The sequence below is a fragment of the Roseibium sp. RP-7 genome (assembly GCF_053005225.1).
In genome coordinates, this window is record NZ_JBRKQA010000002.1 from 926,741 (window position 1) to 952,035 (window position 25,295).

Sequence of the window (25,295 nt, forward strand, 5' to 3'; positions counted from 1 at the left end):
GCGGGATGAACATAAAGGCATGTGTCTTGGTCGAGATGATCTACATACCAATTTCACCGGCTGAACTCCTCGACAAGATCACCATCCTTGAAATCAAGGCCGACCGCATATCCGCTCCGGAGAAACTGGAACACGTCCGCTTCGAATTGGCTTCGCTCAGCGAGATTTACGACCGGCACATGCCTGATACGGGCCAAGTCCACACCTGGAAGGCCCGGTTGAAAAGCCTCAATGAAAGTCTGTGGAGTTTCGAAGACGACATCCGCAACTACGACCGATCGCAGGATTGCAAGGACCGCTTCGTGGATCTGGCACGACGCATATACCAGACGAATGACAAACGCGCGGCACTGAAGCAGGAGATCAATACGGAACTCGGGTCTCGTATTGTCGAGATAAAATCATACGCCGCTGTCAGCAGTCTGCAGAAACTCCCCTTGTCCGTTCAAGACGAACACGAAGTTTGAAAACTGGTAGAAATTCGTCAATGGATCTCTCGGCTCCCGCCGCGTCCAACCGTTCGGCAGCAACTGATAGACGTCGTATTCTGGAAGCATTTCCGCGAAGTCGTTCAGCGTCCTGCTGCGGAACATCTGGTGCCAGTTGAACTCCATCTGGATGAACCGCGGCCTGATTTCGGAAAACACCCTGGCAGCCCCTTCGAACACTTCGGTCTCAAAGCCTTCCGTGTCGATCTTGATAAGATCTACCGATGTAATTCCGGCTACCCTGCAATAGGTATCAAGCGACGTCACCCGCGCCTTCACCGTTTGCCCGTTTGTGACATAACTCACCTTCTTCACCTCCTGCGAGAAGGAGGCAAGAACAGGGTTCGTTGCATCGAAATGCAGTATCCCCTCGCCGTCGAAGTTACCAACGCCGACGTTTTCGCAAACGATCCGGTCGCCGTACGCCTGCGTGTTTCGCACCAGCTCTCCATGCGTTGAGAGCAGCGGCTCAAAGGCAATGACGTCGGCGGACGTGTAGTTCAACAGATCAAGACTGTATCGGCCGACATTCGCACCGACGTCGATACAGAGCCTCGGTGCAGTGGCGGCCAGGATCTCTTTCACGAAGAAGGTCTCGCCGCTCTCCAGATTGTTGTAGCCCCGCGCCGACAAGGCGGCATTCAGCAGATAGTCATTCAGCTCGGCCAGATCCGGACTGTGCCGGTTGGCGATGTACCACTCCAGAAATGCCTCGGTCAGGCTGGATGCGGATGTCTGGTCTTTCATTCGCGGCGTCACCTTTCGCCATCTCCAGTGCGTGCTCCTTGCGAACCCTTACAGCGGGATCATCAAAGACTTTGAATTTGGGCAGTACCCTGAATTAACCTAAGGTAACTTTCGCATGGATTTGAACCATTCAATTCAAAGCAATTTCAAATCAGCCAGGACCTCACTGCCTCATGACCATGCCGGAATTCTACAGCGAGTATTCCCCGCAAGCCCTGACAGACCTCCGGGAAACGCTTGTCGATCAGCTGAAACATGTTTTCGGGCCGAGCCGGGGCGGCTTGCGGCACGAGATCTGGGTCGTGGAAAAGGCCCTGGGCATGCACCAGCAGTATTTCAGCCAATCCGGCCAGGACAAGTTCCTGAACGACGAGGTTCTGAAACACCGTACAGGCGGCGTTTTCCTGGAACTTGGCGGATATGACGGGCTCACTGGTTCAAATAGTCTTTTCTTCGAAAAGGAACTTGGCTGGACCGGGCTTTTGATTGAGCCGTCACCAGCAAACTTTGCAAAGGCGACGTCCGTTCGCGGCTGCAGCTGCCTCAACGCTGCGGTCGGCTCGCCGACACCTTTCGCGGAATTCCTGGAAATCCGAGCCGGCTACACCCAAAGCGGCGGTCTGCTCGCAAACATCGCTCCGGACCTTCTGGAGAGGATCCGGCAGCACCCCGAGCACGACGAGCGCATTGCAAAGATACCGGTCCGCTCGATCAGGGAGGTACTGGCAGACGCGGGAATTGAGCGTATCGATTATGTGTCTCTCGACGTTGAAGGCGGCGAGATGGCTGTCCTGGAAGAGTTTCCCTTCGAGACCATCCCGGTTGAAGTGTGGACCATCGAGAACATTACTGACAGTCCCGAGATCCCCTCCTTCATGGCCGGAAAGGGATACGAGGTGATCGAGTTTATCGGCATAGACGAAGTCTACAGAGCAACGTGAACGGGACAGCACAGCAGGCCAAATGACCAGAGACCCCGGCCCCCTGACGGCAGATGACTTGTACGAAATGGCGCTGCGAAGCTTCGGCCGGGAGCAATGTGCCACGGCGATTGCCTATGCCGATGCCTGCCTGAAGCTCGCTCCGGATCATTTGGACGCCTGGCTGTTGCAGGCGGAGGTTCATCTTCTGGAGGAACGGGATACGGCTGCACTCGCCTGTCTTACCCGGGCTGCTGCAATCACGCCGCAAAGCATCGTCGCCCTGCACCGCCTTGCTGCGCACTATCTGCGCCTCGGACGCCCGGAAAATGCCTTGGCCGTGGCAGAACAGCTGAAAAACCTGCAGCCCGACGATCCTGAGATAGACTATGTCCTGGCAGTCGCCCGCTCCAGATCAGGCAGGCACGGCGAGGCATTCAACATCTTTCAGAGGCTCTTGCGCGACGATCCGGACGATGCCGGTTCAGCTATCGAAGCCTCCTGGCTGGCTCTGGGGCAAAGGGACTATCGGCGTGGCTGGCCGCTTTGGGAGCATCGCTTCGGCGCCGGCATCACTCCGGCCGCCGTTCACCACCTGCCCTTCTGGGACGGATCTCCGCCAGCGGAGAGGAAATTCCTGGTTCTGCCCGAGGGTGGGCACGGCGACATCATCTGGGCAGCTCGGTTTCTGCCAGGTTTGAAGGCTGCCGGCGCAAGCGTCCATTTCCTGTGTCCCCCGGCCCTGTCGCACCTCTTGCAGAACCTTCAAGGTGTCGACATCTGGGTCGAGAATGCTGAAGAGCTCCCTGGGTATGGCTGCGAGTATCAGATCTCGCTTCTGTCACTGCCTTATCTGCTTGGTGTCGATGATCCGTCCCGTTACCCACCTCCGCGCCTGAAGTGCGATCCGGCGTTTGCAGGAAGGCGAGACGCCTTGCTTGCAAGGGCGAGAGCACCGCTTCGTGTCGGCATCCTCTGGTCGGGAAACGTGGACTACGGTGGCAACGCGGACCGGGCAGCGCAGCTCTCGGATTTTCTGCCACTTGCCGAACTGCCCTTCGTTCAACTCTACAGCCTGCAGAAAGGGCCGCCCCATCGCCAGCTTATCGAAGGCGGGTTGGGTGATCTTGTCATCGATTGCGACGATTTCGATTTTGCCGAAACCGCCGCCATGATCCAGTCGCTGGACGTCATCGTGATGACCGATAGTGCGGTGGGACATATTGCCGGGGCGATCGGCACACCGGTCTGGCTGCTGCTAGACACTTTTCCCCACTGGTATCACTGCTTTGAGGGAGATCGTTCGGACTGGTATCCGGGAATGCGTTTTTTCCGGCAACAGCATCCGCGTGACTGGAGCAATGTCGTCAGGAACGTAGGCGAAGCTCTGAAAGGAGTTGCGGAAAGCATAGGCATTTTGTAACTTTATGTCAGTTTAGCACTTAAATCTTTTATAGTATTTGGTTCTTGAGGGATAAGCTTTGGTTGACCGAAAGAAACCGGGGATCGATCAAGATCTCGTAAAACTGGGCGCAGGCAGAAGACCGTCAGCCGACAGCTCCATGGGCAGTCGGCCCGGACAGATGCATTCCGAAACCCTCACCGCCGGCCCTGCAGGATATACCCCGTTCAAAGGACGGCCTGCGATGGACACCATCTATGCAGGGCATCCGGGCGCGCGGCGACCGGTGATGGACACCATATATGCCGGTCATCCAGGCTATCGCCGACCGGTGATGGACACCATCTACGCTGGACATCCCGGCCATCGCCGACCTGCGATGAATACCATCTATGCCGGCCATCCCGGTTTCCGGCGGGCAGCTATGGAGACCGTCTATGCTGGTGGCGCAGGCTACCGCCGACCGGGAATGAACACCATTCACCCGGGACATCCCGGCTCACGGCGCGCGGTGATGAACACCGTCTACGGGGGGCGCGCGGGGTCACGGGTTCCAAACGCAAATACCGTCTTCTCACCGGGCTACGGCGTGTCTCAAATTCAGACGCGGCAAGTCACGGATCCCTTTACCCGCCAGCCCGTGACCGTTTCCTACAATACCGTCACCGGACTTTATCTCGACAAGAGCCTCAATCGCTGGCTCCCAGCTCCGCCCTGGATCAGTGCACAATTCCGGCGATAACAAGGGCGGTGCTCCCGTGCTGAGTTTCAACGTTACCGTCGATGCAAGCGGCGGAAACACTGAAGGTAGCGGGCCGGCAACGATCGGCTGGCTGCTGGCGGGCGACGAATCCCAACTGGTCTACAAGCCACCGCAAAGGCTGAAACAGCCCTCAGCCCCGCGCCAGCGAACCCATGCCAAATCCGTGACAGCCTGCCCTGCGGTCCTGGGGCTCGAAAGCCGGCTTTTCGAAGTACTATGCCCTTGCGACCTTTCCCTTCAGATGGCCGAAACCGACTTCGGTGAACCCGTGGTCGTGAACGCCGACGGGCCAATGTCCTCGGTTCGAGACGATGTCTTCGCTCACCTGATCATCCTTCATCCGCGCGAAGAATGGCGCTCGCCCGACCGCCCCATCCTGCAGATGCGCATGCCGTATATCTTCGTTGCGGACGAACCCACCTACATGTCGCAGTTGCCACCGTTTCAGCATGTCGGGAAATCTTCGCTTCCCGGCCTGATGATACCGGGAAGGTTCCCGATCAACGTCTGGCCGAGAACGCTGACATGGGCGTTCGAATGGCACGATATCTCCGCTCCCCTCATCCTGCGCCGCGGAGACCCGCTGTTTTATGTTCTTTTTGAAGTCTACCCCCAGTCCCGGGCCATCCAGCTGGTGGAAGCGGAACACACTCCGGAGCTGCAAGCCTATCTGCAGCAGATCAATGGCGTCGTCGGCTATGTGAACCAGACCTTTTCACTGTTCAAGGAAGCAGAAGAGCTGCGACCGGCGCAACTCGTAACTCCAAAGAAAGCAAGCACCATAGGAAACCGGTGAAACTCTGCCGAGGTCCTGACGCCTGACCCGAGACACCCGGAATCCATGCCCCGGCATCACCTTTAGAGAGGCAACAGGAAATGGCGAATGAGGCCGACGGAGCAACACCGCTCATCATCATGATTGCGATGCCGACCCGCGGCCAGGTCGAACTGCCGACGGTTCGCTCCCTCATCGCTTTGACGCAGGAGTTTCAGCACCACGGACTGCCGTTTGCGTTCGAAACCTATGGTGCTGCAAACCTCGTCATCAACCGCAACCACCTTATGAGCAAATTCCTCGCCCACAAGCAATTCAGCCACATGCTGATGCTCGACTCCGACATGGAGTTCACGCCTGAGGCCGTGTGGCGTCTGGTCGCCTTCGGCGGCGATTTCGTCAGCGCGTCCTACCCGCAGAAATATTACAACTGGGATCTGCTCCGGCAGCTGATTGAAGCGGAAACCGCCCTGCCGGAAGCCGAGCGCAGCCCGATGGAACAGCTCGTTTCCCGCAGCATGACCTACAATCACCAGCTTCGCGACTATGACAACACCGACTGGCACCCCGAGCACCAGGATGGTTTCATCTCCATTCCCGCTGGAGGTCAGGGCCTGACGCTCTTGAGCCGGAAGGTGCCGGAAACCATGGTGGAACGTGGTGTCGTCACCAACTACCCCGACATGTCGTTGATCCCCGCCCATGCCGACATGGAGTATTACGACTTCTTCGGCCACCTTCCGACGCCAAGCGGTCGGTTATTCCTGCATGAGGACCAGAGCTTCAGCCTGCGCTGGGTACGCGGTTGCGGCGGCACCATCTGGCTGGACTACCAAACCGAAATCCGTCACGCAGGCTTGCATACCTTCGAAGGCAGGTATTCCGACAAGCTGCAGGACGATTTTCCCTCGCTTAAGGTTTGACGGCAGGTGATGCGTTCAGCATGGAAGCAAGGGTCTCATTGCGCATGAGCGCCTACCGGCATCTTCCGTGCAAAACGCAAAAGGCCGCGCCACAAGGCACGGCCCTTCTTGCAACAGTCTTTTTGCAGCGTCAGGCGACTTTCTTGCCCGACATGGCATGAACGTCCGCTGCGCCCAGGCGCTGACCGCCAATGGCCCAATCACCCTGCTCGACTTCCATGATGCGGACCCAGGTGACCGGGCGCATGGCTTCGCCTTCCACGGCGACCATGGCTTCGGTCACCTTTTCGATCAGCTGGTGCTTCTGTTCGGGGGTGAAAACGTTCTTGATGACATCGATCGTAACCAGCGGCATTTCATATCTCCTAGTTCAAGTAACAGTGTTTCCAAGCAACATCGGACGTTCCCGATGAACAAGAGATACGCCTTACCCAGCGGCAATGCTTGACGGGGACATGAATATAACTGACCTTTTCATGAAGACTTTCGGGGAAAGGGGAACGTGTGCCGCAAGCCGACGCCCTGGTGTTTACCTTTGACGGATTTGAACTGGACGGTACACGTTTCGAATTGCGCCGTGATGGCGAACGCGTGGCGATCGAGCCGCAGGTCCTCTCCCTCCTCTTGCTGCTGGTCGAAAACCGCGACCGGATGGTCAGCAAGGACGAATTGATAGAGCATGTCTGGGATGGACGGATTGTCTCCGAAACCGCCGTGGCAGCGCGGATCAAGGCTGCGCGCAAGGCTGTCGGGGACAAGGGTAGCACACAGAAAGTCATTCGAACGATCCATGGCAAGGGGTTCCGGTTTGTCGCGGAAACCGAAGTTTCCAGTGTCCAGGCAAAGGCACCCCCGGCACATTCAGGCCTGATAACCGAGGAGCAAGCCGCCCCGGCAATTGAGGAAGCGCTGAAGACCGCGCGCGACGGGCGGCCCTCCATCGCCGTCCTGCCCTTCCAGTATTTTGGCGAACCGGGCCAGCACGAAATCGTGGCCGATGCCCTGCCTGCCGACATCATTGCGGATCTGTCGCGCCTGCACTGGCTGTTTGTTATCGCACGTGGATCGAGCTTCCGCTTTCGCGGACCCGATGTGGACCCGCTGTCCGCCGGTCGTCAACTCGGCGTTCGCTATGGGCTCACCGGCACGGTCGAACTTGCGGGTGAAAGCGTCACGATCGGCGTTTCGCTGATCGACATGACCAGCAGCGGCACGATCTGGGCGGAACACTATCGTGGCAGCCTGTCCGAATTGCAGCAGCTCAGACCGGAAATCGAAAGCCATGTCGTTGCCAGTCTGGCGGTTCAGATCCCGCAGAACGAAGTGCGCATCGCACGCAGACGCGCTCCGGGAGAACTGGATGCATGGGCCTGTTTTCACCTGGGGCTGGATCACATGTACCGGTTCAACCGGCAGGACAACGCCCGTGCGTCAGAACTGTTCACACGATCCCTGGAACGCGATCCCTATTTCTCCGGCGCCATGGGCGGGTTGTCCTTCACGCATTTTCAATCAGCCTTCATGCGCTTTGCGGAAGATCCCGAAGCCGAGGTCGAAAAGGCTCGCGCATTGGCGCAGCAGGCGGTGGAGACCGACAGGCTCGATCCTTTTGCTCACTTCAATGCCGGGCGGTGTTCCTGGCTCGATGGCCGGCTGGAAGATTCAATCGCCTGGTTTGACCGGGCAACCAGCCTCAGCCCCAGTTTCGCGCAGGGTGTCTATACACGCGGGCTGGTGAGCGTGATGGCAGGTCAGGCAGCGCAGGCCGATGCAGATCTTGCTCTGGCGCTGGACCTCAGCCCGCTCGACCCGCTCGCCTATGGCATGGTGTCGGCGCGTGCGCTGGTTCAATTGCAACTGGGCGACAGAGACAGGGCGGCGGAGCTTGCCGTGAAAGCAGCGCAGATGCCTGGTGCGCACAAGCATATCTCGCTGATCGCGGCCCTGACATCACACCTGGTCGGCAAGAATGCAGAAGCCCGGCAATGGCTGGCCCGGGCGAGACAGGCAGATCCTGAAATCAGTTCGGAAGTCTTCTTCGCGTCCTTCCCGTTTGCCGAAAACGGCGCTCGCGAAACGATAGAGAAAGGCCTGCGTGAACTCGGGGTGTGAAAAGGCTTCGGGACCCCATGACTTCGGGAAGCCGATACGTCATCAACACAGGACTTGCCTGACGCCCGATGTCTGCTTGAAACCGCAGTCCGAATTCAACAGCAAATGCCGTCGACGGGCGTGAATTACCAGGTTTTGCTCTGCACTTCTGCGTTCAAACCAAGTCTCTGCGAGTTGATTATCTGCACTTGCAAGGTTCCAGATGTAACGCTTCCAGCGGCCTGGATGCGACCAAAAGCACCCTCCCCAAATTTCAATCGATTAGTCTTCAAACTGCTTATGGACATTACGTTTCCACAAGAGCTAAAGACCGTGCGCAGGACAAAGACTTGCCACTCAGCGCGTTGGAAAGACCATAAGGGAGTTTTGTGTATGGCGGCCATGGATAACCACTTCGACAACTGGAAGGAACAACAGTCCGCTGCCGAGCAGATGATCCCGCTGGTTGGGCATCTCTACCGTGACTACGGCATCAACATCCGGATTTTCGGTCGGCGTCTTCTGAACAACTCCGCCATCGAGATCCTCAAGGCACACCGCTATGCCCTGCAGATCACCGGGCAGGAACTGGACGTCACCAAGAGCCTTGAAATCGTCAAGGCAATGCTGGAGATGGACCTGGCCGCCTCGCGCGTCGACCTCGGCAAGCTGTGCCACGGCTACATGGAAGAAGGCGGCGACGTTAAGAGCTTCCTCGAGAAGCAGCTCGCCAGCATCAACACCGGCAAGACATCAATCCTGCAGGAACCCCAGGATGTCGTTCTCTATGGCTTCGGGCGCATTGGACGCCTTCTTGCCCGCATGCTGATCGAACGCGTCGGTGCCGGCAACAAGATGCGCCTGCGCGCGATTGTCGTGCGCGGCGGCAAGGCCGGCGACCTGAAGAAACGCTCCAGCCTGCTGCGACGGGACTCCGTCCACGGCGCTTTCAGCGGATCCATCACCGTTGACGAAGAGCAGAATGCGATCATCGCCAACGGCAACTACATCCAGGTGATCTACGCCAACTCTCCTGCCGAGGTCGACTACACAAAATACGGCATCCGCAATGCGCTGGTGGTCGACAACACTGGCATCTGGCGCGACGAGGATGGTCTTGGCCAGCACCTGAAGTGCCCGGGCGCAGCGAAGGTGATCCTGACCGCGCCGGGCAAGGGAAGCATCAAGAATATCGTCTATGGCGTGAACCATGGCGACATCTCGGCGGACGACAGGATCCTGAGCGCCGCCTCCTGCACCACCAACGCCATCACGCCTGTGCTGAAGGTGATCAACGACGAGTTCGGGATCGAGAACGGCCACGTGGAAACCATCCACGCCTTCACCAACGACCAGAACCTGATCGACAACTACCACAGCGGGGATCGTCGTGGCCGGTCCGCGCCCCTGAACATGGTGTTGACGAGCACGGGTGCGGCCAGCGCGGTCGCAAAGTGCCTGCCGGAAATGAAGGGCAAGCTGACCGGCAACGCGGTGCGGGTGCCGATCCCCAACGTCTCCATGGCCATCCTCAACCTGAACCTCAAGCGCGAGACGACGGCCGAGGAAATGAACAATTACCTGCGCGGGATTTCGGTGCAGTCGCCGATGCAGGACCAGATCGACTACACAGCCTCGACCGAACTGGTTTCCTCCGACCTCGTCGGCTCCACCCATGCCGGTGTGGTCGACAGCCAGGCAACTATCGTCGACGGCGACCGGCTGGTCCTTTACGTCTGGTATGACAACGAGGCGGGCTACAGCACACAGGTGATCCGCCTGATGCAGGAAGTTGCGGGCATGAAGTACCCGTCTGTCCCTGCATAACACTACCGTTAAAGAACAGGAGGGGCCTAAGCCATGTCTTGGCCCCTTCCATTGACTTTTGCCGTGAAGCTGCGCGAAGCGCTTTTGCCCCATCAATGCTCAGGAAGAGGTGCCATTTCCTGGTTTGATGATCACTGCCGGCTGTTGCAGAGCGCCGGACCGAAAACCGAACAAGTCAGTCAGCGCCGCGCCTTGAAATCGGTTGCTCGACAGTTTGGGCTAGGTGGTAAAAGCAGGCATTCAAAAAAAGGCGTAGAAATTTCAAAACGCCTGGAGAAGAGAGCTTGCCTGAAGGGAGCCAACCGGCCGTTTCAGATGTCTTCTTCTTGAAAACCTGTCTGCGGGCAATTCAACGGATTGATGGGTAAAACCTGGCAAGCAAGCCAAAACACATCAATGCCAGTCGAATTGCACCGCAGGAGAGGTGACCCTTATGGCGTCTTGTTCACGCCGAGGGTTTCTGGTTGTCAGTTCCGGTCGAGGTTAGGCCTCAACGAGATTTCTGGCGGGAAGATTTCTTGATCTTCACTGTCTGCGTATCGGAATTGCTTTCGTGACCGATCTTGCCAAGTTCGTCGACAAGATTGTCGATGCAATCCTGAAGCGCCTGACCTTCAAGTCCCCAGCAGCTCTGGCCAGCGGAAGCAGGCGTTGCCTGGATCAGGAACGTGGACATGACAGCAGCCAGTGCGAAAGAAGTGGTTTTCATCATAGTAGTTCTCCATTTGGTTTTGGCGTCGGCGACCTTGCCGACACACCAAAGATGGGAACCTTTCTTTTCAGCCTCGTTTCACCGGGTGTTTCAATTGTATCCGGGCGTTCGCCCCACTGAAATATCCGACACATTGTTTCAAATGCGAGGTCTGAACGGGCATTGAGCTGGGCGACAACACCCCAGACAAGACCTGTGTAAACGACTGAAGAAAAACATCTTTTGAAAAAACTTGGAAAGCCGGACCACGCGCCGGGGAAAGCGTTTTCCCATATCCGCCCGGTATCAAAAATCCCGCCCCTGCACACACCAAAGGTACAATTGTTACCGTTCTCGAAGAGACAGCGCGGATCTGGGGCTGGACTGATGCGCCAAAAAGCCGGGATGCTGACCAACAGGACGCAAATTCCGGCTTCGACGAACTGGAATTTGCGGCAGGTATCACAGCTTAAGGGGTTTCCCGGGTCGCCGGGAAGAGCACTTAATCGAAGACGTAGCCCAACCCACGGACCGTTCTGATGGTCTCGGGTTTTGTGGGATTGAGTTCTATCTTGCGGCGCAGCCTTGAAATACGCAGATCGATCGAACGATCGAAAGGTTCCCAGCCCTTGTCGTGTGCCTGTTCCAGCAACTGGTCGCGGTTGAGCACGCGTCCACGGTTCTCAACGAACACCCTGAGCAGCTGATACTCCATGGACGTAATCGCAATTTCCTGACCGTCGCCACCGATCAGCCTCGCCCCGTCCAGATCCAGACGGCAGGTGCCAAAGGGAACTGTGCCTGCTTGCCGATCCTTCTGCTGCGCACTTGTCTCGTCAAAACTTCTGCGCCTCAGTGCGGCTTTGATCCGGGCCTCCAGTTCGCGCAGGTCGACAGGTTTGCCGACATAATCGTCGGCTCCCATTTCCAGCCCCACGACGCGGTCGATCACATCACTTGCTGCGGTCAGCATGATCACCGGCACGGTCGAGGTGGTTCGAAGGTCACGCAACGCGGTCAGACCATCCGTACCAGGCATGTTCACGTCCAGAATGATCAGCGCCGGTTCCAGGCTCTCCAGAAGCCGTTTCATGTCGTTGGCGTTCGGCGCTTCAACAACGTCATAGCCGCGCTCGGCGAGATACTCGGCAACCATTTCGCGAAGATGAGGTTCGTCGTCACAGACCAAAATTTGCTTCGCACCCGGAGCCCCGCTCATGATGTGTTTTTCCTGCTGTCCAGTTGATTTAACAAACAAGCCAGATCCTTCTTGGAAATGGGCTTTTCAATGTAGGGTCGCTCGCTTTCGATCAGAAATGTCTGAACGGACTTCCCCATGGCATCGCCCGTCATGAAGGCGATACGATCCTTGTAACCGGGCGATAACCCGATCAGGCTGTTGTAAAATGCGGCACCGTCCATGCCCGGCATCTTGTAGTCGCTGATAATCAGATCGACGGATGTGTGAGACAAGCGCGCAAGAGCCTTGCGTGCGCTGGTTTCCTGTATTGCCTGGCATCCGAGATCTGCAAGCAGGTCACAAACGAGTTCGCTGACCGCGACATCGTCATCAACGACCAACACCCGTTTGCGATGATGCGTTCCGCCTGGCTGGGCCTGCGAGGTGTCAGTTGAAGCCTCTGTTTCCATTGCGGGCAGCCGCACGAAGAAACTCGTCCCCTTGCCAACGGATGAACTGACTTCGAGAGTGCCTTCATGGGTGTCGACAACCCGGTGACAGAATGCCAGGCCGACACCCGTCCCCTCACCCACGTCTTTTGTCGTGAAAAACGGCTCGAAGATGCGGTCCCTGATTTCCTTCGTCATCCCCGGACCATTGTCCCGGACTTCAAGGACTGCCTGGCCGTCTCTTCCGTCGTGGAACGTCCGCAGCAGAAGCACCGCTTCCTCACCAAGCGGCGAAAGGGCGTGTTCCGCATTGATAATGAGGTTCGTAACGACCTGGACCAGCTGGTCCGTATCGCCGAGGATTGACGGAAGATCCTCATCAAACTCCGTCTCAATCCTGGCTCCGTTGGAGCGCAGCCCGTAGCCGGCAAGATCAAGGGCAACCGAGGCGATTTCGTTCAGCGTACACGGTTCCAGATTTGCCGGTCGCTGGCGCGCCATGGACAGGAAAGCCCTGACGATCCGCGCGCTTCTGTCGGCAGCCTCCGCGATGCGGTCGATGCGCTTTTCCAGAACCGGGTCCTTGAGCTTTCCCTGAAGCATCTGGGCGTAACCGGTAACGATGGAAAGGGGATTGTTGAGTTCGTGCGCGACACCGGCAAGCAGCTCACCCAGGGCGGACAGTTTTTCGTTCTGGTGGGCAATGTCACGCTGTTTCTGCAATTCCTCCTGCATGGCCAGAAGGTCCGAAATGTCCCTCGTGGAGGACACGATGACATTCTCGCCCTTGTAGTCGGTCACGCGGGCGGCGGTGATGCCTTCCATGATTGAGCCATCGGCCCTGCGGAACTGAACCCGGTAATCATCAAGTGTTCCCGTCGGCAAGAGCGCTTCCAGATACCGCTCCCGATCCTCCGGCTTCAAAAAGAAATTGAGGGTCGTGTCGATATCGCCGAACCGCTCTCGTGAAGCGGGCGGGCAGTAGATGATTTTTCCATCTTCGATGCGGGAGACGAGAAAGTTTGCCGGGCAGGCCTCCACGATCTTGTGCAGAAGCAGATCCGCCTCGCGCTGCTCCTCCTCGGCACGTCGCTGCTCGGTCACGTCGATAAAGGAGACGAGGTACCCGTCCAGTTCGGTTCTGTGGGCTGACGCCAGCAGAATACGTCCACCGGCAAGATGGATGGCCTGCTTCTTCTGGTAGGATTTCACCAGAAGCGTCAGCTCGCACATATAGGACGTCTTGTCTTCGCCCTCGGGAACAAGAACGATGCCGTTGTCGATCAACCGGCCCAGGATGGTGAGAATGTTCTCCCCGGCAACGGGCGGTGCCAGTTCACTGAAGTACATTTCGTACCAGAGCCGGTTTCCGAGCACGAAATTGAGGCTCTTGTCGAAGAGCACCAACCCCTCATCAAGAGATTGAATGGCATCATTCAGGGTGGCCAGGCTTCTGGCCTCGGTTTCTTTCAAGGCGGTGATGTCGGTGACCACGACAACGCGGCTGTTGTGTTCGGAGATGGCTCGCTCGACACGATAGTGCCGGCCATCCCAGAAGCGAACCTCCATGGGTTCCAGCGTCTCGCGCTGCTGCTTCACCGCAGCGGTGAATAGCTCAGCCGCGCGGTCACCTACTACCTGACCGGCAACCATCGATATCTGCGGTGCCAGCAAGTCGATCCGCTCAATATCCGACAGCTTTAGAATTTCGGCCGCGGTCAGGTGAAAGGGCGCTGCAAACGCATCATTGCAATGCGTGAACTGCCCGTCCGGCCCTTCAAAGGCGATGCCAACCGGCAACCGTTCAACCGCGGTCGTAAAGCGCCGCTCCGCCCTGACGCGATCCGTGACGTCTTCAATCGTGAGCAGCCGTCCTTTCAGATTTGTCTCGTAGGCGCTGCCGACCAGTTCCCTGTTCTGATTGTTGGGTATCGGATACCCCTTGATGGCAAGGCGTATAAGCCGATCCAGCTCATCGAGCATTTCGGCGGGTTTCATGCCCCCCGGAAGCGGGATCAGGCCACATGCTATGGCCTCGGCGTGGATGTCGCGCATCGCACGGCCAGGAACGAAAAGCGTCCCGTCCGGGTCGCCAATCTCCCGAAACTTCTTGTTGGCAAACACCAGCCGGTCATCATCATCGACGAGCGCGATACCAACGTCGACGGCATCAACCGCGCCGTAAAGGATCTCTCTTGCACGCGCCTCTGCGGTCCGCTGTTCCGTGATGTCGCGAACCTTCACGACAATGCTGCCGTCTTTCAGATGCTTGAGATAGATCTTGTGCTGGCTGCCGTCGGCAACCTTGATCTCGATCTTCAGTTTTCCCCTGGCCGCCAAGGTATCCAGGACACCAGGCAAACCGCCTTCAGGGCTGCGAACGAAGGAAATGTGCCCACTGCCGACAGCACTGCCGACGATGTCGTCGAGCCGCGCGCCGGGAACAAGCAGATCCTTGTGCGGACCCAGCATCTCCGCATAGCGTTTGTTTGCGAAAACGAGCCTTCTGTCACTGTCGTAGAGCACGAAGCCATCGCTCAGCGCCTCGACAGCTTCTTCCATGAGCAGCTGGATCCGGTTTCTATCGGCTTCACTTTCAGAAGCACTCGCTCCGTCTTGAAGCAACATTGGATCTCACTTTGTATCAACGCCTCGGCAAGAGCGGCAGGCCGGACCTCATTTCTACGTAAGCTTCTTTTCAGTTTGGCCTTGCCGTTTGTATCAATTGTATCATGTCGCAAGCGTCGAGGGCCCGCAAACCGGGATGGAACATTGCCCGTTGTCCGGCCTGGCCGACCCATTTGGAACTTTCCCCCCTCCATTGAGGGCCTGAAAACGGATGGAGCCGGAAAGCTGAAACCATGGGCTTTCGATATCAAGGCTGTCGATATCTGGTCGGGAGTAACGCAGGCTGGGGATGAATGGGGCGGAGCGGCAACGTGATGCGGGTGCCGATCCCCCATGTCGCTATGGCCGTTCCCTCCATCAGAGCTGAACAAAGACGACATTGAATAGACGCTTCAGTTTGCCCAACCAGGCGCGAGTGCAGAAAATCTGTACCGCGTTGTGCAATCGGGTCCTGTCTATCGAGCGGTTTTCGCGTCTCAAGCCATTACGTCTATGGCCGCTTGGCGGAAGGCCGCTACCTGCTCTTCAGTTGCTGCCCTGTTTGTCACAAGCCTGCCGATCTCTCCGGTCTCCAAGGCCTGAACCCTGCTGGTTTTTCCAAGCTTGCTCTGGTCGGCCAGAATAACCGTCTGCTGCGCCTGTGCCGCCATGGCTTTGGAGATTTCGGCCTCCTGCAGGTCGTAGAAGAACGCACCCTTGACCGGATGCACCCCAACCGGAGCCGAAAAGCACAGGTCGACACGGAAACGGCGGATTTCAGACAGGGTGAGTTCGCCGACCGTCGAAGGGACGTCGGCCGCCATCCGTCCACCGAGCAGCAGCACATCCTTGCCAGCCCCTTGCAGCGTGGTGGCAATATCAATCGAGTTGGTGATCACCGACAGATCCGACAGCTTGGCCAGTTCGCGGGCAAACAGGGCCGTAGTGGTGCCCGCGTCCACAAGGATCGTCTGTCCGGGCTGGATCAGTCCGGCAGCCTTGCGGGCAATCTCCGACTTTGCCCGGATCTGCGTCGTCATCCGTTGGCGGAAGGGCTCCTCGGAACGCGGCTCGGGCAAGACCGCGCCGCCATGGACGCGGCTGACCTGTCCAGACTCTTCGAGGTCCAGCAAATCGCGTCGCACCGTCTCGCGAGAGACGTTCAGCATCTGCGCAAGATCGTTGGCGCTCACCTGCTGGCTCGCACTCAGCATGGACAGAATGAGCCGGTGACGTTCTTTCGCCCACATCAGGTCCGCACCTTGCTCCGGTTGCCTCGTCCCATCAGCACCAGCGTTCCCTTCATGCTCAAAAGCGCAATACACACGACCGCCATCACGCAGGTGGAAAAGGCTGCCGCCTGCGAAGTCAGACCGGCATCGTCCAGCCGCATGATGGTGACAGCCGCCACGCTCAGGTCAGGAGTGGTGAGGAAGACGACTGCCGACAGGGTTACCATGGACCGCATGAACAGGAAAAAGAACACCGAAACGAGCATTGGGGCGATGAACGGCGCGACGATATCAACGGCCGTCCTTGCCATTCCAGCTCCAAGACTGTCTGCAGCTTCCTCGAGCGCCCGGGGCAACTGGCGAAAACCGGTCATCACCGTCAGAAAACCCTGCGTGTGGTAGTGGTAGAAGTTGATGATCGCGATGAGGGCCGCCGTCCCATAGAGAAGGTAGAGCGGCGTCGCGGTTGAATTGAAAGTCAGGATATAGGCAAGCCCCAGGACCATCCCGGGCACTGCGGCCGGCATGGCGGCCAGCATCTGGATGGGTTGGGCCACGCTGCGCGGAAGGCGGCGCAGCCCAAGGCACAGGAGGAAGACCGCAAGCGTGCCACCCGACGCCGCCATGAGCGATATCACGATGGTCATCCAGAGCGAGGAATACCCCCCGGCCAATGTGATGTCGTAGTGCTTGAACGACAGCGCCATGTTGTAGGGCCACAGGGTGACAAAGCTTGCGTAGACGACAATGCCGATAACCGCGACGATGCCGGTGCAGACCAGAAGCGACAGGAACGCCATGACCGGGTCGCGCACGGGTGCGAAGGAGGGCCGATACGGCACCTGGCCGGCCATCTGTCCGACCTGTTGCCGCTTCATTGCCTGACGCTCGATGGCATAGGAAACCACCGTCGGCAACAACAGCATGATGCCGACGACAGCTCCCATGTTGAAATTCCGCTGGCCGACCACTTGAGAGTAGATTTCGGTCGCCAGAACCGAGTAGTCCCCGCCGATCACCGCCGCGTTGCCGAAATCGGTGATCGTGATTGTGAAGCAGACGAAAGCCGCGTTGAGGATCCCGAAGCGCGCCGCGGGCAAGGTCAGGTCGCGAAACTGGCGTGACGGCGAAGCGCCCATGACTTCCGCAGCTTCGTAAACACGCGCGTCCAGCAGGACCAGGGCCGCGCCGATAATCATCACCGCCTGCGGCAAGGCATAAAGAGTGTTGGCGATCAACAGCCCCCAGAAGCCGTAGATTTCGATCTCGACACCCAGAGCACGGCTGATGACGCCGTTGCGTCCCAGAAGGAAGATCAGCCCGAGCGCCTGCACGAGCGAGGGGGCGAGCAGCGGCAGGACGATCACGCCGCGGATCAGCCACTTGCCCCGGAAAGCGCAGCGATAGAGCCCATGCGCGATGATGAAACCAAGGAAGACGCTGAGAACTGTGGTGGCAGCCCCCATGATCAGGGAATGTTCGGTCGCACGCCAGAACCCCGTCGACCCCAGAACCCTCGTGTAGTTGGCAAACCCGTAACCATCGTCAACCGTCAGGGAACGCAGGAACACGATCACCATCGGGTAGAGAAAGAAGAGGACGAGCCCAATCAGCGGCAGCCCAACGCAAACAAGTGTGAGCAGCCGGTCCGCATCCAGTTGTTTGCGCGCTGGCGTGGTCATCGTTTCCACACCGCTCATGCGGCGGTCTCGGCAGGCTGGTGGGCCATGTCGTCAGCCACCCAGGTGCAGGCTTCCGGTGGAATGCTCAGGTTCACGCGTTCGCCCTCGTGACAGGAATTATACCCATGGGTCTCGACAACCAGCGGGCCGATTGCGCTATCGACCTCAAGCCGTCTGAGATTGCCAAGGAAACTGATGCTGCGCACCGTGGCGTTGCCGTCCCGCGCCGGGGTCAGACTGATCTGTTCAGGGCGAATGCAGGCAACATGCTCCGTCCCCGATCCCCCCGGCCACTTTGCCATCAGATCCGGGTATTCACGCCGGATCGGGGCAGCAGAAACGAGATTGCTGATCCCCATGAAGTCCGCCACAAAGCGCGTCGCCGGTCGATGGTAGAGGTCTTCCGGCGTCCCGGCCTGCACCACGACACCATGGTTCATGCAGATGATCTTGTCCGCCAGCGCCAGCGCCTCTTCCTGGTCATGTGTCACCATCAGGGTTGGAATGCCGAGCGAACGCTGAACATGGCGGATTTCGTCTCGCAGTTCAGCCCGGACCTTCGCGTCAAGCGCCGAAAGCGGTTCGTCCAGCAGCAAGACGCGCGGGTCGACGGCGATTGCCCGTGCCAACGCGATCCTCTGCTGCTGTCCGCCGGACAGCTGACCGGGAAACTTGCCGGCGACCTGCGGCAGTTTCACCAGCTCCAGAAGTTCCGCCACACGCCGTGAAATCTCCGACCGCGGGGTGCCACGGATCTTCTGCCCGTAACCGATGTTTTCGGCCACTGTCATGTTGGGAAAGAGCGAGTAGGACTGGAAGACGATCCCGAAGCCTCGCTTGCGTGCGGGAAGGTTCGAAAGCGCAGTCCCCTCCAGAAGGATTTCGCCGCTGTTCAGCTCCGTCAGGCCGGCGATCAGCCGCAGGAGTGTCGTCTTGCCACAGCCGGACGGACCCAGCAGGCAAACGAATTCCCGTCGATCGATCTCGATCGAGACATTGTCGAGCGCTTTGAAGGCCCCGAAGGTCTTGGTGGCGTTACGGACGGTCAAGTACACGGCGGATCGGTCTCCTGTCAAAGGTGCGCGGGCCTCCAGTGAAGCCCCGCGCGCTTCTGGCGGCAGCCGGAGCTGCCGCGGGCACGATCAGCGGCCCAGCTTTTCTTTCCAGGTTTCCTTCACGGCCGTCTGGTTCTTGGCCGCGGTGACGAAATCGATTTTCGCCAGGACGGTCGAAATATCAGCCGGCAGGCCCGCTTTTTCAGCCGCTTGCGAAGCATCGACACCCGGAACCGTGATCAGCGCCTTGTACTGCTGGTAGAGACCGATTGCCTCGTCAGACATCGTCCAGTCGAGGAAGGCTTTTGCCGCATCCTTGTTGTCGGAGCTTTCCATCAGGCCGGATGCTTCCAGTTCATATCCAACGCCTTCCTCGGGGAAGACCATTGCCAGAGGATAACCTTCCTCGATGGACTGCATCGCGGTGAATGCCAGAGAGATACCAACGGTGTATTCGCCGACGCGTGCGGACTTGCAGGGTTTGGAACCGGATGAAGTATATTGTGCCATGTTCGGATCGACGGCTTCGAGCTGTGCCCAGCCGGCCTCGTCACCCATGGTTTGCAGAACCGCATTGACGTGCAGGTATCCGGTCCCGGAAGAATTCGGGTCCGGCATCAGGATCTCGCCCTTGAAGTCCGGGTTCTCGAGATCCTTCCAGCTCTTGGGCATCGGCAGGCCTTTTTCCTCCAGCCGTGCCGTGTTCACGCAAAACGCGCCCATGTAGCCGATCGGAGCAAACCATTTGCCATCTTCACCACGGAAGGAGGCAGGCAGAACATCGACGCCCTTGGCTGAGTAGGGTTCCAGCATCTCCAGGATCTGGGGATCCATCATGGCGCTGACGGCCCAGCCCCAGATCACGTCGGCCTGCGGGTTGCCCGCTTCTGCCAGAAGACGCGCGCCCAGCTTGCCCGTGGACAGGCGCAGCACATTGATCTCGGTATCGGGCATCGCCTTCTGGGCGGCCTCGATATAGGCCGCGATCTCTTCTTCCTCAAGCGCAGTGTAGACGGTGATTTCGTCGGCAGAGGCTGTTGCCGTCATGCCGACGGCAAACAGCGAAGCCAAGGTGAATTTCGTCCAGGTCTTCATTGTCGTCTCTCCTTGTTGATCCACGTGTTCGTGTGCCAGTGCCTGCCCCGGATCGGATCCTCCCGAGACCCTTTGTTATTGCCGCGTCCTCTGTTCGCGGTTCTGGGGATATTTGTGTAGTCTTGCATTTTTGTGGATTTTGTCTAGAGTTAATTTGCCGGCTGACCATCGTTGCCAGCTTCCCCGCAGACAAGGAAAACCCATGCAAAGCTCCACGACGCCGCCCGAAACGGAGATGCTGGCGCGTTTTGCCGACGGGCTCGCCAACGTGGCTGACGCCATGGCGATGACCTACTTCCGCAAGCCATTGGACGTGGAACAAAAGGCCGACCTTTCCCCGGTCACGCAGGCTGACCGCGCCATCGAGGCCGCGATGCGTGAAAGCATCCTCAAAGAGTTCCCGGCCCATGGCATTCTTGGCGAAGAGCACGAGGACGCACGTCTGGATGCCCAATACCTCTGGGTGCTCGACCCGATTGACGGGACGAAGAGTTTTGTTTCCGGGATGCCGACCTTCGGCACGCTCATTGCCTGCCTTTTCAACGGGACACCTGAACTCGGCATCATCTCGATACCGCCGACCGGCGAACGCTGGACGGGGCGGCGTGGTGAACCGTCAACATTCAATGGTGAACCTTGCCGCACCAGTGGCAGGCACCGACTGGCCGACGCGATCCTTTACACGACCACGCCCGACACGTTCGACACCGAGGGACGCGCGCAGTTCGAGGCACTCTCAAGCAAGGTCGCCATGCGCCGCTTCGGGGGCGACTGCTACGGATACGGACTGCTGGCTTCAGGCCACATTGATCTGGTGTTCGAAATGAATCTGCATCCCTACGATTACATGGCCCTCATTCCGGTTATCGAGGGTGCGGGAGGCGTGATCACCGACTGGAAAGGTGAAAGGCTGGGCCTGCACTCCGAAGGTCAGGTTCTCGCTGCGGCCAACGCCACACTGCACGCAGAAGCCCTCGCCGCCTTGTCCTGACCCGCCTTCGACAGTGCCCTGGGCTGTCGCCCCCGCGCCGCCCCAATTCAGATCCTGTGCCCGTGCCGGCGTCGTCAGCCCGGGAGACATGACGAGGCTGCCTGTCAACGCCGTTGCCAGAAACAGGGCATCCGACGCTGGCGGGATGGTGCACGGCCATGTGCAAAATTCGGCAAACAGAGCGTGGAAAACGACGGCATTGCGGCACCAAGCATCCACTCGGCAAGGCTGGGTCAGGGAAGGGTCATCAGCGGATCGGCCATGATCGTGCCGGCGGCAAGCGCCGCGCCTTCGGCATTCAGATGCGCATCCGGCGCGTAAAGGCCCAGCGGCGAGGGATAGTCGCGAAAGGTCGGGGTCAGGTCGATCATGCCCAGGCCTGCGCTCTCGGCTGCGCGCGCCACGTTCTCGCGTAGCGGAGCGCTGAGAAAGCCATGCGGAAACACCCCTCCGAACTGGTCGAGAGCGGGGATGTAGACCACCACCACCCGCCCCTGCCAGCCATCTGCGATCTGCTTCATGCGATGCAGGATCTGCTCGAAAACCGGGTTGTCGCTGGCCGCCTTGGGGTAGTGCAGCCCCAGGATGCTGGCGGTTTCCTGAAGGGCAAGGAAATTGCGCAAATAGGCCCGGCGGCTCAGATATTCCTCCAAAGTGGCAGCAGTGCCCTGCCACCAGCCGGCAATGATCCGGGACGCGTCCGCGCGCCGCGCCGCGTCCAACTCGATCGGGCCGAAATCGGCCTCCGGCGCCAGGGCCTCGTGCAGCCACGGCTGTTCTGTTTCAACGGACAGGTTTTCCCAGTCGTTCCCCTCGAAAAAGGCCAGAACGGTGATGCGGGGGCGAAAATGCGGGCCATAGCGGCCAAGGACCGCCAGTTCATACAAGGGGCCTGCGCCCCGACTGGCAGTGTTCAGGATCGAAGCCCCGCCCGCACGCATCTGGTCGACGAAATGCTGGCCATCGTCGAGGCAAATCCCCTCGGCAAAGGAATCGCCGAGGATCATCAGATCGACCGGTGCGGCGGTTTCCGGTTGCGGATTGCGAAAACCGTAACTGTCGATCCGTGTCGTGACCGGCACGCCCATACGGCTGCACAGCAGCATCTCGGCTCCGGGTGTCCCGGCCAGCACCGCATCGGCAAGAGTTTCGGTCTCCAACTTGGCATTCAGGGCCTTGATCGTATAGGCCGGAGGCATGGCGCCGCCATAGCGTTCCAGATCGGCTCCGCCATCGACGATCCCGGCCAGCCCCATCCGCTGCGGCAGGTTATGCCAGCGCATGTACCCCTCGAACATGAACATCCCGGCCAGGATCGAGCAGGCTGTAATCCCCACCGTCAGCGCATTGTTGGGCGACAGAAGCCAGGCGCAGCCAACCAGCAGCGCGGCAATCGCCAGCGGCCCCAGTACATAACGCAGCAGCCTGGGCAGGTCTGAGGCGAAATCGTCAAAATGCACCAGCGCAAAGATCGCGGTCAGCAGGAAGTAACCCGCCGGGATCAGGCACAAGATGGTAGCGATCCGGCGATGGCGGCCGAAGATGTGCAAGGGCTCCTCCGGTCAGTCCAGTTCGTACATGTTTTCGTAATTCTCGTGCAGCGAGGCGTCCTGCGCCTCCTTCTCCAGCAGGCAATTGCCGGCGACCAGCATCTCGATCCCGGTGCCCATGAAGCAGCGGAAGGCGTCGGTCGGAGTGCAGACGATCGGTTCTCCGCGCACGTTGAACGAGGTATTGACCAGCAGCGGGCAGCCGGTCAGGTCGTGAAAGGCGGAGATCAGCGCGTGATATTTCGGGTTGGTGTCGCGATGCACGGTCTGCACGCGGGCCGAATAATCGACATGGGTCACGGCGGGGATGTCCGAGCGGCGGATGTTCAGCTTGTCGATGCCGAAAAGAGCCTGCTCCTCGGACGTCATCTGGCGCCGGATACGTTCGGCAACATCGGCGACCAGCAGCATGTAAGGGCTGTCCCCGTCCAGATCGAACCACTCGCTGACATGCTCGCGCAGGACAGAGGGCGCGAAGGGCCGGAAGCTCTCGCGGTATTTCACCTTGAGGTTCAGCAACTTCTGCATGGAGCCCGACCGCGGGTCGCCAAGAATAGACCGGTTGCCAAGGGCGCGCGGCCCGAATTCCATCCGTCCCTGAAACCAGCCCACGGCCTTGCCATCCGCCAGCGCCTGTGCGCTGCGGGCCAGGATCTCACCCTCGTGCAGCCGGGTAAAGCTGGCCCCCGCCGCTGTCAGATCCGCCGCGATCCGGTCGTCGTCGAAGGCTGGACCCAGATAGGCACCCCGCATGGCATCGCCGGGCTGCGCCCGTCGGGGCTGGCCCAGTTCCATATGCCACGCGGCCTGCGCCGCCCCGAGCGCCCCCCCCGCATCGCCCGCCGCCGGCTGCACCCAGATGTCGCGAAAGGCGCCGTCGCGCAAGATCTTGCCATTGGCCACGCAGTTCAGCGCCACCCCGCCGGCAAGGCACAGCGAGGGAATACCGTATTCCTGCGCCAGCGCGCGGGTCATGCGCAGCAGGATCTCCTCGGTCACGGCCTGGACCGAGGCGGCGATATCCATGTGGAACTGTGTCAGCGGTTCCGTCTCGGGCTGGCGCACGGGGTGGCCGAACAGGTCCTCCATGGCCTTGCTGGTCATGGTCAGACCCGCCGCATAGTTGAAATAACGCTGATCCAGCCGGAACGAGCCGTCCGGCTTTACATCAACGATCCGATCCAGCATCAGGTCGCGAAATCGCGGTTGCCCATAGGGGGCCAGCCCCATCACCTTGTATTCGCCGGAATTCACCTTGAAGCCGGTGTAATAGGTGAAGGCGGAATAGAGCAGGCCCAGCGAATGTGGAAAATGCAGTTCGCGCTGAATTTCCAGATCCTTGCCGCGTCCGATCGCGACTGTGGTCGTCGCCCATTCCCCCACCCCGTCGATGGTCAGCACCACCGCTTCTTCGAAGGGTGACGAGTAGAAGGCACTGGCGGCATGGCTGATGTGATGTTCGGCGAACAGCAGCTTGTCCACGGAGAAACCCGGGTCGAAAAGGCTCAGTTCTCGCTTCAGCAGGTCCTTCAGGAACAGTTTCTCGCGCAGCCAGACCGGCATCGCCATCCGAAACGAATTGAAACCGCGCGGGGCATAGGCCAGATAGGACTCAAGCAAGCGCTCGAACTTCAGGAAGGGCTTGTCGTAGAACGCAACGTGATCGACGCTGGCAAGGTCCAGCCCGCCCTCGTCCAGCACATAGGCGATGGCATGGGCGGGAAAGCCCGCATCGTGCTTGCGCCGGGTAAAGCGCTCCTCCTGCGCGGCGGCCACGATCCGGCCATCGACCAGCAGTGCAGCGGCGCTGTCGTGATACAGCGCCGAGATCCCCAGGATCGCGGTCACTGGTCTAGAACAGCGCATAGATGAAGGGGGCGACCGCCGAGCCCTGGCTGAGCACGATCAGCGCTCCGAAAATCGCCAGTACAATGAAAACTGGCAAAAGCCAGAATTTCCGCCTTTCACGCAGAAAACCCCACAATTCGGCGATCATCGACATAGAGGCAATTCCTTGCTTTGTCTGGGAACCGTGCCGGTATTTTTGTCCTAATATTGCAGTTTCATGGACTTCGGCTGGTCGGTTCTGGGAATCCAATAAGATTTTTCATTCGGATCCACTTTCCTTGAAAGCGGATCCTTCCCGCTGGCTCGCATCGCAAGACCGATGGGAATGAAGATTAAAAGAAAGACAACCGCCATCGCCACCGGCGCCATCACGGCACCAAGCAGCAGACCCAGTTTGAACCACAACCTGTTGGGTAGGCGCAGGCTCTGCGGCGCAAACATGGCAAGGGCAATAAAAACAGCCGCAAGGGATAGCAAAATCCATCGCGGCGCGGCGCCACCAGTGACCGGCCACAGCCCGATCAGCAAAAAGACCACGGCGAAGACCAGCCCGAAATTCCGTTCGGAGCCCATCCTGACCGAGGTATTGAACTGATGATCACTCATTTGGAACCACACAGGTAAACAACCTGTACTATATATATCAAAATCGACGGGGTTAGTCCCCAGTTAATATTCGCGTAAAAATTAAGCACATGATGCGGTTTTGCACAAATCGAAAGAGGGATCCACTGCGTAAACCCGGATTGATAACCTGGGAGGCATGAGCCATAGGGCTCAAGCGAAGTACAAAGCCGCGAACCGGGCTGCTTGCAAGGAGACCTTGAAGCAACCTAGGCCGGGGACTGTGCGGGTCATTCCCGAGACGCTGTGGATGTTGCCGCCGACCAGTTTCCTGTTCTGAGTGTCGGGCATCAGATACCCCTTGATTGCAAGGTGCATAGACCGATCCAGCTCATCGAGCATCTCGGCAGGTTTC

23 protein-coding genes are annotated in these 25,295 nt (G+C 59.0%); 10 read left to right on the plus strand and 13 right to left on the minus strand.

Translation table 11 applies throughout. The features are described from left to right. Positions 1-5: 5 nt before the first annotated feature. On the plus strand, positions 6-467 hold the full coding sequence (locus ACVDG9_RS18975) for a DUF6165 family protein (RefSeq protein WP_228871891.1): 462 nt from the start codon (positions 6-8) through the stop codon (positions 465-467). On the opposite strand, the gene ACVDG9_RS18980 is transcribed toward ACVDG9_RS18975, so the two are convergent. After that, positions 402-1,235, minus strand: coding sequence for an FkbM family methyltransferase (locus tag ACVDG9_RS18980; protein WP_447238711.1), 834 nt, complete (start codon positions 1,233-1,235; stop codon positions 402-404). The two genes, ACVDG9_RS18975 and ACVDG9_RS18980, sit on opposite strands and share 66 nt — an antisense overlap. A gap of 173 nt (positions 1,236-1,408) precedes the next feature. Here ACVDG9_RS18980 and ACVDG9_RS18985 point away from each other — a divergent pair, with 173 nt between their 5' ends. The 5 genes from ACVDG9_RS18985 to ACVDG9_RS19005 all read left to right on the plus strand — a co-directional run bounded on the left by ACVDG9_RS18985 (position 1,409) and on the right by ACVDG9_RS19005 (position 6,018). Further along, entirely contained in the window at positions 1,409-2,176 is a 768-nt protein-coding gene (locus tag ACVDG9_RS18985; protein WP_447238712.1) for an FkbM family methyltransferase, read from the plus strand. A gap of 22 nt (positions 2,177-2,198) precedes the next feature. Continuing rightward, positions 2,199-3,578, plus strand: coding sequence for a tetratricopeptide repeat protein (locus ACVDG9_RS18990; protein WP_447238713.1), 1,380 nt, complete (start codon positions 2,199-2,201; stop codon positions 3,576-3,578). A 223-nt stretch (positions 3,579-3,801) separates the two neighbouring features. Then, positions 3,802-4,299, plus strand: coding sequence for a hypothetical protein (locus ACVDG9_RS18995; RefSeq protein ID WP_447238714.1), 498 nt, complete (start codon positions 3,802-3,804; stop codon positions 4,297-4,299). A 16-nt stretch (positions 4,300-4,315) separates the two neighbouring features. Next, positions 4,316-5,116: a hypothetical protein gene (locus ACVDG9_RS19000; protein ID WP_447238715.1), complete on the plus strand. Its 801-nt coding sequence runs from the start codon at positions 4,316-4,318 to the stop codon at positions 5,114-5,116. A gap of 80 nt (positions 5,117-5,196) precedes the next feature. After that, positions 5,197-6,018, plus strand: a complete 822-nt coding sequence (locus ACVDG9_RS19005; RefSeq protein ID WP_447238716.1) for a hypothetical protein — start codon at positions 5,197-5,199, stop codon at positions 6,016-6,018. 130 nt (positions 6,019-6,148) lie between these two features. Here ACVDG9_RS19005 and ACVDG9_RS19010 read toward each other — a convergent pair whose 3' ends face one another. After that, entirely contained in the window at positions 6,149-6,373 is a 225-nt protein-coding gene (locus ACVDG9_RS19010) for a tautomerase family protein (protein ID WP_022998030.1), read from the minus strand. A gap of 149 nt (positions 6,374-6,522) precedes the next feature. On the opposite strand from ACVDG9_RS19010, the gene ACVDG9_RS19015 reads away from it, so the two are divergent. The 3 genes from ACVDG9_RS19015 (at position 6,523) to ACVDG9_RS19025 (ending at position 10,266) form a co-directional block, all read left to right on the plus strand. Continuing rightward, positions 6,523-8,130 (plus strand): winged helix-turn-helix domain-containing tetratricopeptide repeat protein, encoded by a 1,608-nt coding sequence (locus ACVDG9_RS19015; protein WP_447238717.1) that lies wholly within the window; start codon positions 6,523-6,525, stop codon positions 8,128-8,130. 372 nt (positions 8,131-8,502) lie between these two features. Continuing rightward, positions 8,503-9,936: a glyceraldehyde-3-phosphate dehydrogenase gene (locus ACVDG9_RS19020; RefSeq protein ID WP_055655809.1), complete on the plus strand. Its 1,434-nt coding sequence runs from the start codon at positions 8,503-8,505 to the stop codon at positions 9,934-9,936. 33 nt (positions 9,937-9,969) lie between these two features. Then, positions 9,970-10,266 (plus strand): hypothetical protein, encoded by a 297-nt coding sequence (locus tag ACVDG9_RS19025; protein ID WP_447238718.1) that lies wholly within the window; start codon positions 9,970-9,972, stop codon positions 10,264-10,266. Between the two features lie 160 nt (positions 10,267-10,426). Here the strand turns inward: ACVDG9_RS19025 and ACVDG9_RS19030 are convergent, their stop codons facing one another. The 7 genes from ACVDG9_RS19030 to ACVDG9_RS19060 all read right to left on the minus strand — a co-directional run bounded on the left by ACVDG9_RS19030 (position 10,427) and on the right by ACVDG9_RS19060 (position 19,927). After that, entirely contained in the window at positions 10,427-10,648 is a 222-nt protein-coding gene (locus ACVDG9_RS19030; protein ID WP_062487708.1) for a hypothetical protein, read from the minus strand. Positions 10,649-11,129: 481 nt separating this feature from the next. Next, positions 11,130-11,846 carry a response regulator gene (locus ACVDG9_RS19035; RefSeq protein ID WP_062487705.1) on the minus strand — a complete coding sequence of 239 codons (717 nt, stop codon included), beginning with the start codon at positions 11,844-11,846 and terminating at the stop codon, positions 11,130-11,132. Further along, on the minus strand, positions 11,843-14,884 hold the full coding sequence (locus ACVDG9_RS19040) for a hybrid sensor histidine kinase/response regulator (protein ID WP_447238719.1): 3,042 nt from the start codon (positions 14,882-14,884) through the stop codon (positions 11,843-11,845). Before ACVDG9_RS19040 ends, ACVDG9_RS19035 begins: the two co-directional genes overlap by 4 nt. 476 nt (positions 14,885-15,360) lie before the next feature. Next, positions 15,361-16,113 (minus strand): DeoR/GlpR family DNA-binding transcription regulator, encoded by a 753-nt coding sequence (locus ACVDG9_RS19045; protein WP_075282524.1) that lies wholly within the window; start codon positions 16,111-16,113, stop codon positions 15,361-15,363. Beyond that, positions 16,113-17,795, minus strand: a complete 1,683-nt coding sequence (locus ACVDG9_RS19050; RefSeq protein WP_022998040.1) for an ABC transporter permease subunit — start codon at positions 17,793-17,795, stop codon at positions 16,113-16,115. Before ACVDG9_RS19050 ends, ACVDG9_RS19045 begins: the two co-directional genes overlap by 1 nt. Continuing rightward, positions 17,792-18,832, minus strand: a complete 1,041-nt coding sequence (locus tag ACVDG9_RS19055) for an ABC transporter ATP-binding protein (RefSeq protein ID WP_206906868.1) — start codon at positions 18,830-18,832, stop codon at positions 17,792-17,794. The genes ACVDG9_RS19050 and ACVDG9_RS19055 overlap by 4 nt, the downstream gene beginning before the upstream one ends. 87 nt (positions 18,833-18,919) lie before the next feature. Next, on the minus strand, positions 18,920-19,927 hold the full coding sequence (locus ACVDG9_RS19060) for an ABC transporter substrate-binding protein (protein ID WP_289808375.1): 1,008 nt from the start codon (positions 19,925-19,927) through the stop codon (positions 18,920-18,922). A 202-nt stretch (positions 19,928-20,129) separates the two neighbouring features. On the opposite strand from ACVDG9_RS19060, the gene hisN reads away from it, so the two are divergent. After that, the gene (hisN, locus tag ACVDG9_RS19065; RefSeq protein WP_062487694.1) at positions 20,130-20,918 is read left to right on the plus strand and encodes a histidinol-phosphatase; all 789 of its coding nucleotides are present in this window, start codon (positions 20,130-20,132) and stop codon (positions 20,916-20,918) included. 233 nt (positions 20,919-21,151) lie between these two features. Here the strand turns inward: hisN and ACVDG9_RS19070 are convergent, their stop codons facing one another. The 4 genes from ACVDG9_RS19070 to ACVDG9_RS19085 are packed head-to-tail and all read right to left on the minus strand — an operon-like array spanning position 21,152 to position 24,922. After that, complete coding sequence (locus ACVDG9_RS19070; RefSeq protein ID WP_447238720.1) at positions 21,152-22,468, minus strand: SGNH/GDSL hydrolase family protein; 1,317 nt, start codon at positions 22,466-22,468, stop codon at positions 21,152-21,154. Positions 22,469-22,480: 12 nt separating this feature from the next. Further along, positions 22,481-24,316: a carbamoyltransferase family protein gene (locus ACVDG9_RS19075; RefSeq protein ID WP_447238721.1), complete on the minus strand. Its 1,836-nt coding sequence runs from the start codon at positions 24,314-24,316 to the stop codon at positions 22,481-22,483. Positions 24,317-24,320: 4 nt separating this feature from the next. Further along, positions 24,321-24,470, minus strand: a complete 150-nt coding sequence (locus tag ACVDG9_RS19080; RefSeq protein WP_447238722.1) for a DUF5989 family protein — start codon at positions 24,468-24,470, stop codon at positions 24,321-24,323. 47 nt (positions 24,471-24,517) lie between these two features. Next, positions 24,518-24,922 (minus strand): SxtJ family membrane protein, encoded by a 405-nt coding sequence (locus ACVDG9_RS19085; protein WP_031268239.1) that lies wholly within the window; start codon positions 24,920-24,922, stop codon positions 24,518-24,520. Between the last annotated feature and the right edge of the window lie 373 nt (positions 24,923-25,295).